Raw genomic sequence first — 18,331 nt, 5'->3', positions numbered from 1 at the left:
TGTTTCGTGTAAACGCTTCACTTACAATTTAAGTGAGAAGAAATTAAGGGACATCTCAGAAATGAAGGAGGCGAACTTCATGAGTAATGCACCGTCAAGTGCGAAGGATACGGCGCTTCAGGATAAGCACTCGCGACTTGTCGGAATCCCAACATTTCGATATATAAGGCGCTATTGGCCGTTTTATGCGATGTTGGTGCCAGGGATATTATATTTTCTAGTATTCAAGTATGTTCCTTTATTAGGAAGCATTATAGCGTTTCAAGAGTACAATTTGTATGGCGGATTCTTGCAAAGCGAGTGGGTAGGCTTCAAATGGTTTAGGCAGTTTTTCGAGTTTGTACACTTCCGACGGCTGTTATGGAATACGTTGGCCATTAGTTTCTATCAACTGATCTTTGCTTTTCCTGCTCCGATCATACTTGCCATTCTATTGAATGAGATCAGAAGCATGGCGATGCGCCGGACCATACAGACTATCGTTTATCTGCCTCATTTTCTATCGTGGATCATTATTGCTGGCTTTGGTTACATGCTCCTGTCCCCCCAGATCGGACTTATTAATCACATGGTAAAGGCCTTCGGTTATGAGCCCGTCTTTTTCCTACAAGAGCCGAGTTGGTTTCGTACAATTGTTGTAAGCTCTGGCATGTGGAAGGAAGCCGGGTGGAGTGCAATTGTTTTCCTAGCAGCTATTGCAGGAATCAATCCATCGTTGTACGAAGCTGCTCGAATCGATGGAGCAAGTCGCTGGAGGCAGCTCTTGCATGTAACGCTTCCGGGTATGATGCCTGCGATCATGCTGCTTCTGCTATTGAAAATCGGGCATACCCTCGATCTAGGCGTCGAGCAAATCTATGTATTCCTGAGTCCTATTACGTATGAGGTTGGGGACATTATTGATACATACGCTTATCGGGAGGGCATTCTGAAAGGTGAATACAGCATGACAACGGCGATCGGGTTGTTTAAATCGATTGTCGGGTTCGTATTATTAATTGTTGCTAACCGAATCAGCCGCAGCACGACTGGCGAGCGTTTATTCTAAGGGAGGAGGAACAAGCGATGCGCTATCGTCTCACATTCGGAGAGAAAGTCTTCGATGCGCTTAACTACATTGTACTGCTCATTGCATGCGCTGCTGTTATGCTGCCCTTTCTCTATATCATCGCAAGCTCGCTTAGTTCGCCAGAGGCGCTGATCCGGGGAGAGGTCACATTTTGGCCCAGAGGATTAAATATTACTAATTATCAAGTTGTGATGGAAAATAAAGTGTTTTGGAGATCATTTGGCATCACCCTCTTCATCGTAGTTGTCGGAACGATGGTCAACATGTTCATGACCGTCGTTACTGCATATCCACTTGCTAAACAGGGACTTAAAGGAAAAAATATGATTCTATTGCTGATTGTCTTCACGATGATATTCCAAGCGCCTATGATTCCGACATACTTAATTGTAAAAAATCTTCATTTGTTGAACACGGTATGGGCTTTAATCATTCCAGGTGCGATTTCAGCCTTCAATATGTTCATATGCCTGACCTTCTTCCGGTCGCTGCCAGAGGAACTGTTCGAGGCTGCTCGTGTTGATGGGATGAAGGAGTTCTCCATTTTGTGGCGAATTGCAGTTCCTTTATCAACACCAATTATGGTGACGCTGATTCTCTTCTATGCCGTCAGCCATTGGAACAATTACTTTTCCGCTCTACTGTACATTAACGATTTTAAACAGCGGCCCTTGCAGCTGTATCTTTACAATTTAATTGCACAGTTTAACATGAACGAGGAAATGGCCGCCCTAGTTGAATCCAACGTCGTCCTTTCACCGCAAGGTCTGCAAATGGCAACGATTCTAGTCGCGACAGTTCCGATCCTATTAGTTTACCCCTTCATCCAGAAGCACTTTATTAAAGGCGCACTCATCGGTTCAATTAAAGAGTAACATGCGTTGATTCATAAACAAGATCTGAGAGGAAGGTTTATATGAGAAAAGGGTTTAAACAAACAGCATTTATGATGTCCGCTCTCTCGCTATTAGCTGCAGGCTGCGGAAACGGGGAAGAGAACACGGTGAGCACGCCTGAAGCAACCAAATCGGCCACGGCCACGCAAGCAGCCACCGCAATACCAGCGGCTCCTGTGAAAATCAGGATGTTTGCTTCCGATCAATCACTTCCTCCATTGGATGCGAGCGATCCCAACATTGTCTTCATGGAGAAGAAAACGAACACGGACGTGGACTTGGTATCCCTGCCCCATTCGCAGTATGAGGATCAGCTTAAGCTGAAATTTGCATCAGGTGATTTCCCAGATGTCTATCAATCTTGGTCTGGCCCAGAAGCTGACCTGATTGCCGCAGGCAAAGTTCTCGAACTGAACGATCTGATCGAGAAATTCGGTCCAAACTTGAAGAAGAATATTCCCCAAGCGGCTTGGGATGCTGTATCTGTTAACGGTAAAATACTGGCCATTCCGCAGCCTTCCAGCAATTCCAATTCAACGCTGTACGTGCGTCAAGACTGGTTGGATAAGCTAGGACTGCAAGCTCCCAAAACTTCCGATGAACTGATGACTGTGCTGAAGGCATTCCGGGATAAAGATCCGAACGGGAATGGTAAGAAGGATGAAATCCCATTCTCCATGCGGGAGAAATTCACTTGGGGCGACAATATCTTCGGTATGTGGGGTGTCAACAACTCCTACACGGAAGTTTATTTCAACAACGAAGTAATTATCCAGAATATTCATCCTAATATGAAACAATCTCTTGGATTTATCAAATCGATGGTGGATGAAAAAGTGATGGATTCTGAGTTTCTGACCAATTCCAGGACGGTTTGGGAACAGAAAATTAAATCTGGGATGGTCGGGATGTGGTCTCACACCCAACAGTTGGCCTGGCAGTGGCAAGCCGATTTAGACAAAACCATTCCAAACGATAAGCCGAATGTTGTCGCCATTCCAACTCCGCGAGGTACAGGATATGATGGTCCTTTGGGTACTCGCTGGAGCCCTGTATCCAAGACGTACATTATTATGAAAAGTACCAAAAACCCAGAAGCTGTCGTCAAATATTTTGACTGGTTAATGAGCGAAGAAGGCCAAATGTTCACGGATTTGGGTCAAGAAGGAGATTCGTATAAAAAGGAAAACGGCAAGATCGTAGTTGATACTACGAAGATGGAGAAAAATAAGGCATTTAACGTGATCTTCAAGATTCATGGTACGAATCAGGCAGTAGAAGAAGCGAAATTGAGCAATCCTGCTGCTTTCGCCAAATTGAAGGCTGCATGGGCTATAGGTGAGAAAGAAGGATTCAAGAATGAGGCTGTAGGTATGCCGGCTGCCAAAAATACGTACAACATTGATACGATGTTCCTTGAGGAAGGCAGCAAAATTGTACTTGGCAAAGTACCTGTTGAACACTTTGACGAATTCGTTAAAACCTGGCGCAAGCAAGGCGGCGATCAGATGGTCAAGGAGCGTACAGACTGGTACAATAAAAATAGGAAAAAATAGGTCATTGGGTATAGAAACAACCCTCGACCGGGTTTCCCGGGGGAGGGTTGTTCTTCTATTTGGAGGTGCAAAGGCAGAAGTGTTGAAACGAATACATGCATCCTTAAAATGGAAGCTGGTTAGCCTGCTCATCGTTATCATTGTGTCAATGGTGTCGATGATCGGGTTTTTCAGTTATTACGATACGTCCCGGACCATACGGCAGGACGTTTCTCATTTCAGCGAACAGATCTTGCGTCAAGCCAATCTCAATCTGAACCGACAGTACATGGAATATGAGCGTGGGCTTCTGGTTCTTGGAACAAGCAATGAGTTCACGGAGTGGCTCAAAGTTGATCCAACGGACCGCTTCGAGCTTATTTCCCGCTTTCATTCTATGGAGCGTAATTATTTGCGGTCTTTTCTTGTTCGTCAGCCTGAGATCATGTCCATATCCATGTTATCGGATAGGGGCGGTGAATTTAATTATGCGCTTACATCCGGGTTATCCAAGGATTATTCGATGTCAAACGAGCCATGGCTAAGTGAAGTTGGCCGGCTTGAGAAGGTCCATCATCGTGTCGTTCAAAGTACCGCTTACGTGAATTATAAAAGTAATCCGGAGCAAGTACTTATCTTGTCGATGGCTGGACAATTTGGTGAGCCTGATGCCAAAGGATTCCTGAAGATGGATATTTCACTAGAGCCGGTTCAAACCATTCTCAACCAGATGCAGCTCGGGGATAAAGGCATAGGACTCATATCCAAACCGGATGGAACCATCTTGGTTCACCAGAATCAGTCGAAAGTGGGAAGTGTTCTAGAACCTGATATTATCGAACAATTGTCTGCGAAGAGCGGTACGTATCTTCGTAAAGATACGCAACAGTTGATTGTATTCGATACCATTCCTTATACGGGTTGGAAAACGGTCGCGATACTATCCAATCAAGATATTACGTCCAGCATCAACAGGGTTCGTAACGTCACGATCGGGATCGCATCGACGGGTATCCTACTTGCAATCATTCTTGTTACGTTGGTTGCCACTTCAATCACAAGCCGATTGTCCAAACTCAGATCACATATGAAGCGTGCTCAGTATGGTAATTTCAGGGATCGTATACATATTGAGGGTTCGGATGAAGTGTCGGATTTAAGCCATTCTTTTAACCGGATGTTGAATGAACTCGAAGACTCGATCCTTCAGCTGACGGAGACACGGTTGATGCAGCAACGCGCTGTATTCTCTGCGATGCAGTCCCAGATTCGCTCCCATTTTTTGTATAATTCTCTAGAGTCTATTAATTCCATGGCTCATTTAGCTGGACATACTGACATCGAGAAGACCTCTATCTCATTATCCCGCATGCTTAGATACACATCCAACTACCAGGATATGCTTGTGAAGCTGGAGGACGAGATTGCCCATGTCAGCCACTATATGAACATAAGCCGAATCCGTTTTGGAGAGGAAGTCAGTTACGAGATCCACATTCCGGAGGAATGCCGTGAGGTGCTATGTTTAAAAGTCATTCTGCAACCTATTGCGGAAAATGCAATTAAACATGGGATTGAAACCACGGGTGAGTTGACACGGTTAGAGGTTTCAGCGGTGAGAGAAGGAGACTTCGTGGCTATCATTTTTGAAGATAATGGGAAAGGCTACGACGTAGAACGGTTGGAAGCATTCCGCTCCCGACTGCTCAGGGTAATGCCAACGCAAGAAGAATACACCTCGCTTACGAATGTCGGTCTCTTAAACGTTCATTTCCGTTTGAAAGCTTTTTACCAGGTGAATGGTGTAGGTGTCGAGATTGATAAAGGAAGCCGTCTTGGAGGCATAAAGGTGACCATAAGAATTCCTTATAAATTAACAGCCCCAAAAAGGAGCGATAGCTGAAATGTTCCGCGTACTTATCGCAGATGACGAGCACCTTATTCGGTCAAGTTTGACAAGTAAAATCGAGCAGTTCAGCGAGGAAACGGTTGTTTCTGGCCTGGCGGCCAACGGTGTGAAGGCTCTTGAATGGTTAGAGGAGCACTATGCGGATATTTGCGTAACAGACGTCAAAATGCCGCTTATGGGCGGATTGGATCTGATTGCGAAGGTCAACGAGAGATATCCGTGGATGATTTCTGTCGTTGTGTCAAGCTATGATGAATTTGAATTTGCCAAAACAAGCATGCAGCTGGGTGCCATCGATTACATTATCAAGCCTGTGGATCAAGAGCAGTTGAATGGAGCTCTTGCCCGAGCAATAGGTGAGGTGGCCACGCAGCGCAGAGCGGAAGCAGCCATGCTGTTCATGCGATCGATTCCACATCATCAGGACATGCTGCAGAGATGGGTGCTGCAAATCCAGACTGTGCAACTAGAGACACTTCCGCTGTTAGTCGTGGATACATTGGATATGTTGGAGAGTTTAGCAGGAGACCGATTCTATTTGTTAAATCCTCTTTCCATGGCCTGGTTAGAAATGATTGTGGAAGAGCTTAAGAAAGAAAAGCTCAAGATCGAACTTCATGAAGGCAAGGATTTGGGCCTCTGGGAGAAGACCATTCTGCAAGATAAAGTACGCAGCTATTTTCGGTTATGCGCTGTGCGCCGTCTCGAGGAAGGCGCACAAAGGATTTTTGCAGTCACGCAAGCCGTTAAGGACCAACCGTCCCGCAGGGCGATAGAAGAGGTCAAATCATTCATTAACGATCATTACGCGGATAAGCTAAATCTGCAGGAAATTGCGGACCGAGTTGCGATCAGCAGGAATCATTTCGCCCATTTATTCAAGCAGGAAACCGGTACGACTGTCTGGAATTACTTGATTCAAATACGGATGGGGAAAGCGAGAGAATTGCTGCTTGGCACCGATAAGCGGGTTTATGAAATTGCTCATGATGTCGGGTACGATAACAGCGTTCACTTTTCACAAGTATTTAAAGAACAGTTTGGCTTATCGCCCGCTGAGTTCAAGAAACGGATGGAACGTTAAGTCTGGGTGACTTTCCGACTATTCCGATATTTATCGTGCCATGCCCTCATTGTGATGCGGAATCGATTCTCATAAAATGAGATTAAAGCTTTCTCAATCATTAGCTCATAGGAGGAATAACATGAGTCAATTCTATAAAGTAGAGCAATCCAACGGAAGATGGATGTTTATTTCGCCTCACAACAAGCCTTTTTATTCAGTTGGCGTAAATGGTGTGCATAATCAGATCGTGGACCAGACACATTGGCTGAAGACGGATTTGGTACACAAATATGGCGGGAATCGAGAATGGTTTCCCAAATGGGCTACGGAAAAGCTAAGCCAGGTTGAGCAGTTCGGCTTCAACACGTTAGGCGCTTGGCATGAACCCTATTATTGGGGAAACGGTACACCGAAAACCATTGAAATCCGCATGTCTAGATTTGCACCCAAGGTGAACACGGATTGGGGGACAGGTTTCCCAGATGTCTTCGACCCCAAATTCCATGCTTCTGTGGAACGTGCTTGTATAGATTGCTTTATGAGCGGGCGTGGCGAAGCCCTATTGAACGATCTTGGTGTTATTGGGTATTATACCGATAATGAAATCCATTGGTGGGGACACGGGGGCAAGTGGGGCAACAATGACCCGGGCAACGGTGCTAACGATACGAGCTTAGTTGACGACTATTTGGAACAACCGGCCGGCGGGCACGGCAAGTTGGCTTGGATTGAAATGTTGAGGAAACACCACAGCTCGATTGAGGTTTTGAATGAGACATGGGGAGCCGAATATACGGATTTTGAGGATTTGGCGCATATTGCGGTTTATCGGGCGGATTATCCGGAAGCACTGGAAGCAGATAAAATGGCTTTTCTTCGTCGGATTGCAGAGGTATATTACCAAACGACTTCAGCAGCACTTAAGCGATATGACCCAACCCGGTTAAACCTGGGGGACAGGATGGTCGGAACGAGTACACCTGAAGTTGTTTTTGATGTGATGAAAGACTATGTAGATGTCATTACACTGAACTTTTACAGTTTTAACCTGCCTGAACGGTGGATGAGTTATATTCACGAACGAACAGGCTTACCGATGATGATAACCGAATTCAGCTTTTGCGCAGGTGCGGAAGCAGGTTTTCTGGTGAATACGAACGGAGCCCGCAATGTCCTTGTTAGGAATCAGTCCCGCAGGGGAGAAACGTATCGTGCCTTTGTTGAAGAAGCGGCCCGTATGCCCTTTGTTGTGGGAACGCATTGGTTCGCCATGTACGACTATGGGAATCCGCAAGGTTTGATTGGGAATTATGGGTTGCTTGATCTTGCAAACGAGCCGTATGGAGGGTTCGCGGAACTGGTTCGCCAATCGAACGAAGAGGTGCTTCGGATCCGAAATTTACAGGAGTTGTAATTGGTATGCTTAAATGGAAATGTACGTGTGGATCATACGCCGTTAGCTCCTTTTTCTCGGAGTTGACGGTTTTTGTATTGTGAAGATGACGATAGGATGTTGGGGCAGGAATATGAATCCATTTTGATTTTCGTGTACAATTAATAAGAATCTGTCAAGAAGGTAAAATCAATTATTATATCCACAAATACTCTGGCGCAAAGACTGTGGATAACTTATTGCGAAACCTAGATCCAGAACGAGTAGAGAGAAGTGAGTTCACTTGCATCAAAACTATCAATTAACCGTTGAAGAGGTCTTAGCACGTCCATCTTTTCAACATGCCTATATCGCGGCTGGCAAAATGGGTTTGGGACGATTAGTCCGCTGGGTTCATATTATCGAGGTGATCCAATTTGAAGAGCTGCTGCAAGGTGGCGAGATGATTCTAACAACGGGTGCCGCCTTCAAGAACGATACGGAATCGTTCTTGATCTATCTCGAGCAGTTAATCCATAGAAATGTAACCTGTCTTTGTATTGAGATGGGACATCACATAAGTTCAGTTTCCCAAGAATGGTTGTATGCGGCCGAGGCGCACGATTTCCCGCTCATTATTTTCCCAGAAGCAGTTCGATTTATTGATATCACGCAGGATATCCATGCTCATATTATTAATCAGCATCATAGAGCGCTTCAGGATTTGGAGAAGGTATCGCGTGAATTCCATCGCATGACGTTGACGTCACAAGGTGTCTCGCATGTACTGGCTTTATTGCAAAGCAGCACCAAAGGTCAAGTCATTTATGTGCCAGTCGATGCACAGCCCAAATTCAATCCGCCGCTTGGTAAGCGGGAGTCAGCGCAATGGCTGGAATTTCTTGCAAGCCAAGGCACAGAAAACGGGTCTGGCGATACAGGGGCAGGGTTGTATTTGGAGGAGATAGATGGCCAATCCGTTATCATTCAGCCTGTTGGGGCTATGGGCAAAACATGGGCACACATTCTGCTCGTGCTGGATCGTAAGCCACAAGAATATGAGTATTTAATTCTGGATTCAGCCTCTCTGTCAATTGCCCAAGATTTGTTGCGGAAACGATACATGGAAGAAAGGAAATTGTATTCGCAAACCCTGTGGGTAGATGATCTGCTTCATATGCGCATTCAAGAGGAGGAGCAGATCAAGGATCTGATCGGTGCTGAATTTAAGCGTCTAAATGCGCTGGATTATCAAGTGGTTTTGATCGAATTTGAACAGGAACAAGAAGAAGGTCTGACTGCGGAAGATGACGGAATTGAATCTATGGGTCTCCACTTGTCGCTTGCGGCTAGATCGGTTTTTGAAGGGGGATTATTTCATCCCATCATAACTTTGAAACATAATAGACTTGTCGTTCTCGCGTTCGATAAGGCACCTAAGAAGCCAGCAAAGGAACGCTTGCAGCATGTGCTTGAGTCGCTTCAAAGTATGAAGGATCATGCAGGGGCTCGACTCAAGATCGGGATTGGACAGCCGAATCAAAGCTTCTTACATGCGCATCACAGCTACCAAGAGGCACTTCAAGCGTTGTCAGTAACGGTTACGTTGCAGCAGAAGAATGTGATGTTTTATGATGAGTTGGGTGTATTCGAGCTATTATTTCATATCGCGGACAAAGGAATTCTTGCGTCATTCGTGCGTACCTATCTCGGTCCGCTCATTGATCACGATAACCAAAAAGGAAGCGATTTGTTGCGAACACTTAAAGTGTATCTTGATCATGATGGGTCGAAGCAAGTTGCAGCGGGGCAGCTTTTTATCGTACGGCAATCGCTCTATTATCGTTTGGACAAAATCGAAGAACTGCTTGGCTCTGATTATATGCATCCTGAGAAAAGATTGGCACTTCAAGTGGGGATCAGAGCTTATCAGCTTCTATATCCGGAGAAGAAATTGTGAAAAGAAAAGCCATGGTTTTTTGACAAAATGTCTAATGGCATGATCCAAATTCTCTCTTATACTTGGAGACAAGTAGAGAGCGATCCTTCCTTTAAGGGGTCCTCAAGAGAGGTTGATGGGGCATGATCATAGGCGTTCCTAAAGAAATTAAAAACAATGAATTTCGCGTTGGCATGACACCGAGCTCGGTGCTTTCATACAAACAGGCAGGACATGAGGTAAGGGTCGAAACGTTTGCTGGACACAGCATTGGATTCACAGACGAAGATTATATGGCGGCAGGTGCGACGATCGTAGCAACCGCAGCGGAGGTATGGTCATCCGAGATGGTCGTCAAAGTGAAAGAACCACTCCCTGAGGAATATGGATTATTTCATGATGGATTAATCTTGTATACATATCTGCATCTCGCTCCTGAAGCGGAATTAACACATGCGCTTGTTAGTCAAAAGGTAACAGCTATCGCCTATGAAACGATCCAGCTCGATAACGGCAGTTTACCGCTCTTAACGCCGATGAGTGAAGTGGCTGGTCGCATGTCTGTGCAGATCGGTGCCCATTTTCTAGAGAAGGCGCATGGTGGTAAAGGCATACTGCTAGGTGGCGTACCTGGTGTTGAACCAGGTAAAGTCGCGGTGATCGGTGGTGGCATCGTTGGTGCGAATGCGGCAAAAATGGCCATAGGCCTCGGAGCTGATGTGACTATCGTTGACTTGAATGCTGATCGGCTTCGCCAACTGGATGATCAATATCACGGTCGTGTGAAAACGGTCATGTCCAATCCATACAACATTGCAGAAGTCGTCCGACGTGCGGATCTCGTTGTTGGCGCAGTTTTGATTCCGGGTGCACGCGCACCTCGTCTCGTGACGGAGGCCATGGTCAAAACAATGAGTCCGGGCAGTGTGATCATCGACGTTGCCATTGATCAGGGTGGATCGATCGAGACGATCGACCGTATTACAACGCATGATCAGCCAACCTATGTGAAGCATGGGGTCATTCATTACGCGGTAGCCAATATGCCGGGGGCTGTAGCGCGTACTTCAACATTGGCGTTGACGAATGTTACGACCAGCTATGGCTTGCAAATCGCAGGTAAAGGCTTCGCGCGCGCTGCCCTCGACAACAAAGCCATCGCCAAGGGGATTAATGTGGCACATGGTCATGTGACATATCAAGCCGTCGCTGAGGCTCATGGTTATACGTACACGGACATTTATTCGTTGATCCAATAAAATGGATTGAAGAATGACCGTAGTGAACTGCACCTCCAATCGTTAGACACCTGTCTAACGATTGGAGGTGTTTTTGGGTGGGTTGACGTACTGTGGCCCCTTCAGAAAGGGGAGCAGCCGGAAGCATCGGTATGCATTTGTAATTCCACGTTGAAGAGAATAGGGAAGCATGGTAACGGCTTGCTATACGATGAAATCCATCTTTGTTCTTGCCACAAATAGATGGATTTTCTACATTTATTTGATGTGGACTTTCATAGAATTAGCAGTTATATGTATTTTATGTAGTAAGTTCCAGTTAATTTGACTCTGGTGACTATTCTGCCCGATTCTGCGGAAGTTGCGGAACGAAGCTTCGCTATTTGGTGGGTAGAAGGGAGAAGAGCAAGAATGACTAAACATAGAGGAATGTCGTTCCGTAACTTTCTGTTTAGGCACTTAAGGATACATCCCCGTTTCCTCATAACTTCACATTGACGCTACATTTATTAACATATAAAATTGGTGAAGTGAAACGTTTCAATTCGAGAGTTTGCCTTATAAAATGGATACTAAACAAACATAAATCATATGTTCTCAATAGGAGATGACAAATTGACTACGATCCAGCAACGCCAAGACGAAATTATTGCGAATATTGCGCAAGCAGCTTATAAACAACCCATTTTGAGTAATGGTTTTCTTTTCGAAGGGGACGTGCGTGACAATTTCTATTATGCATCGTATCTTTTCGCGGCATCTGTAGATTCCGCAATCACATTCGAAGGTGATCGCGTAGCGGCGAAGGCCAAAGCTGAGAGTGTTCTCCTTCATCTACTCCAGATTCAAGATCAAGATCCAGCGAGCAGTACCTATGGTCACTGGCCATTGAACTTAAGACCATCGCCTCAAGAGGCGTCCAAGAATACATTGCCAGTCGAGCTCATGGGGAGCTTGATGGTTTATTTTGCTCAGCGTTATCAAGAACAGTTGAGTGAAGCGCTCCGTGTAGCTTTGGAGACAACGCTCCGCCATATTTATGAGAGCAACTTCTATCGGAAACCGCTCTCGAGTTATGGTCATCATGAGGCGAAATATACAGCAGCGAAGCTGATTTTCGGACAACGATATGGGGATGCCGCTTTAGTTCAAGATGGATATGAAAGTCTGCAATTGACACGCCAACGCGTCACTGCCAATGGGATGACGGAATACGGCGGACTGCCTTGGTTCTGGCATTGGGTACAGGCATTCACCTGTGCGTGGCAGTTGATCCAAGATACCGAAATCCGCAGCGAACTCGCTCGCATGCTTGACTATTTATGGAGCGAACGTGCGACGTTCTACTTAGGTGGCGCCTGGGTAGGGCCTCATGCACGAATTTGGCCGCATGACATGCCTAAAGATACGAATGTCCTGCATGATTATGTGCAATACGGAGATTTCAAGCTGCCGACTCACATGCCCAGAACAGAATATGCGGGATTTCTTGCGTATGAAGCGCCAGCACAAACGATTCAAACAGCCTTAGAGCGGTCATCGGGACCCGTTGAAATTAAGCGACAAATACCTAAACAAATCGGTCAAGCGCAGCATGAGAATGATCATCTTCATAGTTATGTCTATATCACAGAAAGCTTTGCAATGGGCGGCATATGGGAACGAATTCGTGAGTTCGATAATGAACAACATCGCTGGGACGTCGCTTTTCCGCTTGATCACGTACAAGGCGTGAATCACGGTTATTTTTTCCACCCAGATTTGGAACAGCCAGAAGGAGATTTGCGTCATCAAAGCGAATACACAGAAGTGCTTTTTCATAAGCAGGTTATTATGGCTTCCTATGACATTCCAACGGGCCAGCCTGATTACATCAAAGGTTGTTTGCCTCTAGGCGAGTGGATAGAGACACCTAATGGACTGTTTGGACAAATAGGTAACGTTTACATGGCTGTTTATATCCAGCAAGCGTTCAAACGAGAAGTGCTGGAGGATCGTTGTTTTGTAACTAGTCAAGGTAGTAGGAATGCAGTCGTCGTCGAATGCATTGATCAGTCACAAGCAGAATTACTCGAGATTCGCGATGTTCACCATTTTGCCCAACTGATGAATGACAAGCAACCTACATACGGTGCTACTAATACGATTACCTATACGTCTTTATTGAATCAAGCGTTGTTGTTAAGCGGCGATCTGGCGCAGGGAATAAGTAAACTTATTGATGGTGAAGTCATCGATTTCACTTCCTATACGGTCGCTTAAAATCGTAGAAATGAGGATGGACACATGCCAGCAATTGATTATCCGTTAGAAAAGCTACACACGTACGAAGGACGAAATCCAAGACCTGAAGATTTTGACACGTATTGGGAGCGTGCCATCGCTGAAATGAAGGCGGTAGATCCCCAAATCGAGCTTCGCCCTAGTGAATTTCAAGTACCGTATGCGGACTGCTTTGATCTGTATTTCACAGGTGTGAAAGGCGCTCGCATTTACGCGAAATATGTTCGCCCGAAGAATGTGACAGAACCGCATCCAGCGATTGTTCAGTTCCATGGCTACTCAGGCAATTCTGGTGATTGGAACGATAAGCTTTCTTACGCAGCACTTGGCTATTCTTTCTTCTCCATGGATTGTCGTGGTCAAGGTGGATTCTCTGAGGATGTCGGCGGAACCAAAGGGACAACGCTGAGAGGACACATCGTGCGAGGATTGGATGATCACCCGGATCAACTTCTGTTCCGCGACATTTTCTTGGATACTGCACAGCTTGCTGGCATTGCGATGAGTATGCCGGAAGTTGACCCGGCACGTGTAGGCGCTATGGGCGGCTCGCAAGGAGGTGCTCTAACGATTGCTTGTGCAGCGCTTGAGCCACGAATTAAGAAACTAGCACCCGTCTATCCTTTCCTAAGCGACTATAAGCGCGTGTGGGAGATGGATCTAGCGAAGGATGCTTATCAAGAGTTGAAGGACTTCTTCCGTCGTCATGACCCACAACACAAACGTGAGGAAGAATATTTCACGAAATTGGGCTACATTGATATTCAAAACCTAGCTAATCGCATTCAAGGTGAAGTGATGATGGGTGTGGGTCTTATGGACACAGTGTGCCCGCCGTCTACCCAATTTGCTGCATATAATAAAATTACGGCTACCAAAAAATTAGAAATCTTCCCAGATTTCGGACATGAAGGATTACCAGGTTTCGGTGATTTGACTTTCCAATTCATGTCGGATCTTTAAAAAATGAAAACCACTCTCATTCCAAAGATGCGAGTGGTTTTTTGCGCGCAGCCTGATGCTGGCGATATGGTCTCGGTATGCCACCGATCTTTTTTTGAGAAGCTGATTATTATTTTACTTTGAAATGAACAACTGCACTATAGAGCATTTTACCCGCATTGGGGTCGAATACAGTGTGATGCTGGATCGCAAATACATCAAGCATGAGCGCCTTGTTATTGTCGATTTGCTCATTAATTTTCTTTTCAAGTGTCCTTAAATCATAAGCCTGAAAAAACTCAATTTTATTTTCGATGCGATCTAAAATAAAGTCCATGATCCTACGCCTCCTTTGGGTCTATGTAAATTTATGACGACTTCTCTTATTATAACGTCAATATCTGATATAGGAAGTAGAAGTGAATAGGCGTATACTGGGAAAGGCGTGGACCGGACGTTTTTCATACATGGGAAAACTTACAAGCGAGTCAAAATTAGTAATGGGAAGTGATGTCGTTTTGAAACCTACACGGTTATTGGTTGATTTCTTGCGTAAGAATTGGCCGGTGTATGTGATTGCCGCACTCTTGATCTCGGTTGGGAATATTATTCACTCGTACTATCCCAAACTGCTAGGAATGTTTACGGACCAGCTCCAGAAGGGTGGACTAAGTAAAAGTTTAATTGCGCAATACAGCGTGAAATTACTTATCATTGGTGTAGCCTTTGGTGTATTGTGTGCGATTGGCCAGTATATGATTATGCGGAGCGGAAGGCGTTTCGAGTTCGAAACGAGAAATCGGTTGTTCGATCACTTTACTCGACTTGGAGCCACTTTTTATTCCCAAAATGGTGTGGGTAAGCTGCTGAGTTATGTGATGAATGATGTGACCGTTATTCGAGAGTCCATTTCACTCGGGATCAACCAGATTGTGAACTCGGTTATATTAATTGCTGCTGCGATTGTTTCAATGCTATTTAGCTCCATCCCGCTGTATGTTATTCTGATCTGCATCGTGCCCTTATTACTTATTCCTGTGTTATCGGCTAAATTTCAACCAATCATTAAGCAGCGCTCATTACAAGTTCAGGAAGCAATCGGAACGATGACGGAGTCCGCCGAAGAGCAATTTGGAGGTATCCGTGTTGCGAAGAAATTCGCGGTAGAACCCATCATGATTGGCAGATTTAGTGAGACTGTAGACCGGATACGTGACAAGCAGCTTCGTTTAGTCCGACTATCCTCGTTATTTGAAGCGTTAATCCCGTTTCTGGGTGCGGTATCGCTTATTATTGCGATTGCCTTCGGGGGCTATTTGACGATTCATGGGCGTATCACGATTGGTCATTTCGTTGAATTAACCTTGTATATTCGGATGATGGTGAATCCCTTACAGCAAATTGGGCGCGTAATTAATGCGCTGCAGCGCTCGCGAGCTTCCTTAGAACGAGTCAATGAGCTGTTAGCCAAGGAGTCCGAAATTAAGCAGAATGCGCTTGCCCAGCCAACGCATCTTGATCAGGAAGAGATTCGCATTGAGCATTTGTCATTTGCGTATCCAGATGATGAGGATGAAGTGCTTCATGATATCTCACTGACCATTGAACCAGGGAAATCGATCGGTATTATTGGCAAAACAGGCAGCGGGAAATCCACGCTGATGAAAATCATGCTGCGAATCTACGATCCGCCGGAAGGAACAGTATGGATCGGAGATAGCGATATCCGTGATGTGACACTGGAGAGTCTGCGCAATCAAATCGCTTATGTGCCTCAAGAGGGCTTTCTGTTCAGTACATCCATTAGGGATAACATTGCCTTCTTCAAAAGAGAATCCTCTATAGAACAAGTGGAACGCGCTGCTAACAAAGCGCAAATATTATCCAGTATCGTGTCATTTCCCGAAAAGTTTGAGACAAAACTAGGCGAACGGGGGGTCACCTTGTCGGGTGGTCAACGTCAGCGAACGAGTTTGGCTCGAGGCATCATTAAAGATTCACCCCTGATGATTCTTGACGACAGCATCAGCGCAGTTGATTCCGTAACGGAAAAACATATCATCGACGCGATTCGAAAAGAGCGATTGAATAAAACGACCATCTGGATTGCGCATCGCATTTCAGCTCTTAAACACACGGATGAGATTATCGTGCTGCATGAAGGTAGGATTGTTCAACGCGGCACACATCATCAATTGCTTGAACAAGAAGGCTTGTATGCAGAGTTGTATGCCATCCAAGAAGGAGGTAGTGACGATGTTCAAGCGGAATAAACGTCCACAAGACCTCAGTCCAACGAAAGCTTCCTTTCGTTCGCTAGCCATTTATGCTAAACCGCATAAGCTCACATTTGCAGCTGTTGTCGTATGTGCCTTATTAGGCATCGCGGCAGATTTATTTCAGCCCTATCTGGTTAAAATCGCAATCGATGATAATCTCATGATCGGTAAGAATGATTTCAGCGCACTGATCATGATCTGCTTGCTGTACGGTGGATTATCGATCTCGAGTATGTTTTTCAGCTACATTCAAAATAATTTGCTGCAATTCGCAGGTCAAAGCATTGTCGCTAAAATCCGCAAAGATTTATTTCAACATATTTTCAAACAATCGATGTCTTACTATGACAAAACGCCGAGTGGAAGCCTTATCACACATGTGTCCAGCGATACGGAAACATTGAATCAGTTTTTCACACAAGTGCTCCTCAGCTTAGTGCGTGACAGCATGACGTTGATTTTCATTATCGTGCTCATGTATCATTTGGACCCGATGCTGACGTTGTATAGCATGATTGTCATTCCAATTATCGTGCTCATCGCGGTGGGTTTCCGTACGTATATGCGCAAGACGTATCAGCTATCACGATCCAAGTTATCGCAAATGGTAGCGTTCACTGCTGAAAACTTATCAGGCATGCACCTTATTCAAGCGTTCCACCAAGAGAAGGAGCAGATGAGTCGGTTTACGGATAAGAACACAGGCTATTTTCGAGCGAATTTAAGAGAAATCCGTACGAGTGTGTTGTTTAACCGCTCTTTTGACATATTAGGTAATTTATCGATAGCCTTTATTACTTGGGTAGGCGGTATTGCTGTCTTTGATAAAGCGATTGAGTTTGGCGTACTGTATGCGTTCATTACGTATATTAGACAATTTTTCCAACCTATCAATAATATCACCCAGCAATGGAATACACTTCAATCTACACAAGTATCCATGAGTCGGATTTGGAATATTTTCTCGGCACAACCGGAAGTACAGGACAAAGAGGTTTCAGAATTGATTCCACTGGTTAATGTCCAAGGAGACATCCAGTTTGATCATGTGCATTTCGGATATCAGAAAGATACGGCTGTCATTGAAGATTTGGATTTACATATCGCTCCCGGTGAAATGATTGGGGTTGTAGGTACAACAGGCGCAGGTAAAAGTTCCCTGATCAGTCTGCTCTGTCGCTTCTATGACGTGCAGGGTGGTGCCATACGAATTGATGGCATTGATATTCGGGACATTTCCCAGACCGATCTCCATCGAACGATAGGATTGGTCCAGCAAGAACCATATTTATATGCAGGTAGTATTTTTGAAAATGTAAGGATGTTCGACCCCGCGATTTCACGTGAGACGGTTATTGAAGCTTGTAAATTGGTTGGTGCGGATGCACTTATTACACGGATGAAAGACGGATATGATTCCCGCATTTCAGAGAGAGGCAGCGGGTTGTCTGCAGGCGAACGGCAATTGATTTCTTTTGCACGAATCATCGTATTCAAACCGAAAGTTCTTATCCTGGATGAAGCTACAGCGAACTTGGATTCACAAACCGAGCAGCTCATTCAAACGGCCTTGAACATTGTTGCTGAAGGAAGAACGTCGATTGTGATCGCACATCGGATATCAACCATTATGCATGCTGACCGTATTATCGTGATGAGTCATGGGAAAATTGTTGAAGAAGGCACACACGCTGAGTTACTTGCACGTCAAGGTATTTATGAACAGCTGGCCCATCATTCACAAGGAAGTCATGCTTCAGAGAATGAAGCGAACGGTCGTATGTCTTCTATAGGCTAATGATC

At 45.2% G+C, this 18,331-nt stretch carries 13 protein-coding genes; 12 read left to right on the top strand and 1 reads right to left on the bottom strand.

The features are described from left to right. The first annotated feature begins 79 nt into the window (after positions 1–79). From A8708_RS26145 to A8708_RS26100, 10 genes are all read left to right on the top strand, one after another. Positions 80–1,048, top strand: a complete 969-nt coding sequence (locus tag A8708_RS26145) for an ABC transporter permease (RefSeq protein WP_239696853.1) — start codon at positions 80–82, stop codon at positions 1,046–1,048. A gap of 17 nt (positions 1,049–1,065) precedes the next feature. Beyond that, positions 1,066–1,944: a carbohydrate ABC transporter permease gene (locus tag A8708_RS26140; protein WP_068668498.1), complete on the top strand. Its 879-nt coding sequence runs from the start codon at positions 1,066–1,068 to the stop codon at positions 1,942–1,944. A gap of 41 nt (positions 1,945–1,985) precedes the next feature. After that, the gene (locus tag A8708_RS26135) at positions 1,986–3,521 is read left to right on the top strand and encodes an extracellular solute-binding protein (protein WP_068668496.1); all 1,536 of its coding nucleotides are present in this window, start codon (positions 1,986–1,988) and stop codon (positions 3,519–3,521) included. A 79-nt stretch (positions 3,522–3,600) separates the two neighbouring features. After that, positions 3,601–5,403 (top strand): cache domain-containing sensor histidine kinase, encoded by a 1,803-nt coding sequence (locus A8708_RS26130; RefSeq protein ID WP_068668494.1) that lies wholly within the window; start codon positions 3,601–3,603, stop codon positions 5,401–5,403. A 1-nt stretch (position 5,404) separates the two neighbouring features. Then, positions 5,405–6,493 (top strand): helix-turn-helix domain-containing protein, encoded by a 1,089-nt coding sequence (locus A8708_RS26125; protein WP_068668492.1) that lies wholly within the window; start codon positions 5,405–5,407, stop codon positions 6,491–6,493. Between the two features lie 121 nt (positions 6,494–6,614). After that, entirely contained in the window at positions 6,615–7,889 is a 1,275-nt protein-coding gene (locus A8708_RS26120; RefSeq protein WP_068668491.1) for a hypothetical protein, read from the top strand. 262 nt (positions 7,890–8,151) lie between these two features. Beyond that, positions 8,152–9,807, top strand: coding sequence for a PucR family transcriptional regulator (locus A8708_RS26115; protein WP_068668487.1), 1,656 nt, complete (start codon positions 8,152–8,154; stop codon positions 9,805–9,807). A 122-nt stretch (positions 9,808–9,929) separates the two neighbouring features. Then, positions 9,930–11,045 (top strand): alanine dehydrogenase, encoded by a 1,116-nt coding sequence (gene ald / locus A8708_RS26110; RefSeq protein ID WP_068668486.1) that lies wholly within the window; start codon positions 9,930–9,932, stop codon positions 11,043–11,045. Between the two features lie 594 nt (positions 11,046–11,639). Then, on the top strand, positions 11,640–13,286 hold the full coding sequence (locus tag A8708_RS26105; RefSeq protein ID WP_068668484.1) for a hypothetical protein: 1,647 nt from the start codon (positions 11,640–11,642) through the stop codon (positions 13,284–13,286). 24 nt (positions 13,287–13,310) lie between these two features. Continuing rightward, positions 13,311–14,270 carry an acetylxylan esterase gene (locus A8708_RS26100; protein WP_068668482.1) on the top strand — a complete coding sequence of 320 codons (960 nt, stop codon included), beginning with the start codon at positions 13,311–13,313 and terminating at the stop codon, positions 14,268–14,270. Positions 14,271–14,379: 109 nt separating this feature from the next. Here A8708_RS26100 and A8708_RS26095 read toward each other — a convergent pair whose 3' ends face one another. Next, on the bottom strand, positions 14,380–14,586 hold the full coding sequence (locus A8708_RS26095; protein ID WP_068668478.1) for a YrzA family protein: 207 nt from the start codon (positions 14,584–14,586) through the stop codon (positions 14,380–14,382). A 130-nt stretch (positions 14,587–14,716) separates the two neighbouring features. On the opposite strand from A8708_RS26095, the gene A8708_RS26090 reads away from it, so the two are divergent. Together A8708_RS26090 and A8708_RS26085 are read left to right on the top strand one after the other, a co-directional pair. Then, entirely contained in the window at positions 14,717–16,522 is a 1,806-nt protein-coding gene (locus A8708_RS26090) for an ABC transporter ATP-binding protein (RefSeq protein WP_239696852.1), read from the top strand. After that, positions 16,506–18,326: an ABC transporter ATP-binding protein gene (locus A8708_RS26085; protein ID WP_157265041.1), complete on the top strand. Its 1,821-nt coding sequence runs from the start codon at positions 16,506–16,508 to the stop codon at positions 18,324–18,326. Before A8708_RS26090 ends, A8708_RS26085 begins: the two co-directional genes overlap by 17 nt. Positions 18,327–18,331: the final 5 nt, after the last annotated feature.

Origin of the sequence: Paenibacillus oryzisoli (assembly GCF_001653565.1) — a bacterium.
Taxonomy (GTDB): domain Bacteria; phylum Bacillota; class Bacilli; order Paenibacillales; family NBRC-103111; genus Paenibacillus_E; species Paenibacillus_E oryzisoli.
Note: the sequence above shows the minus strand (reverse complement) of the source record. Positions and strands in the feature narration are given on the sequence as shown.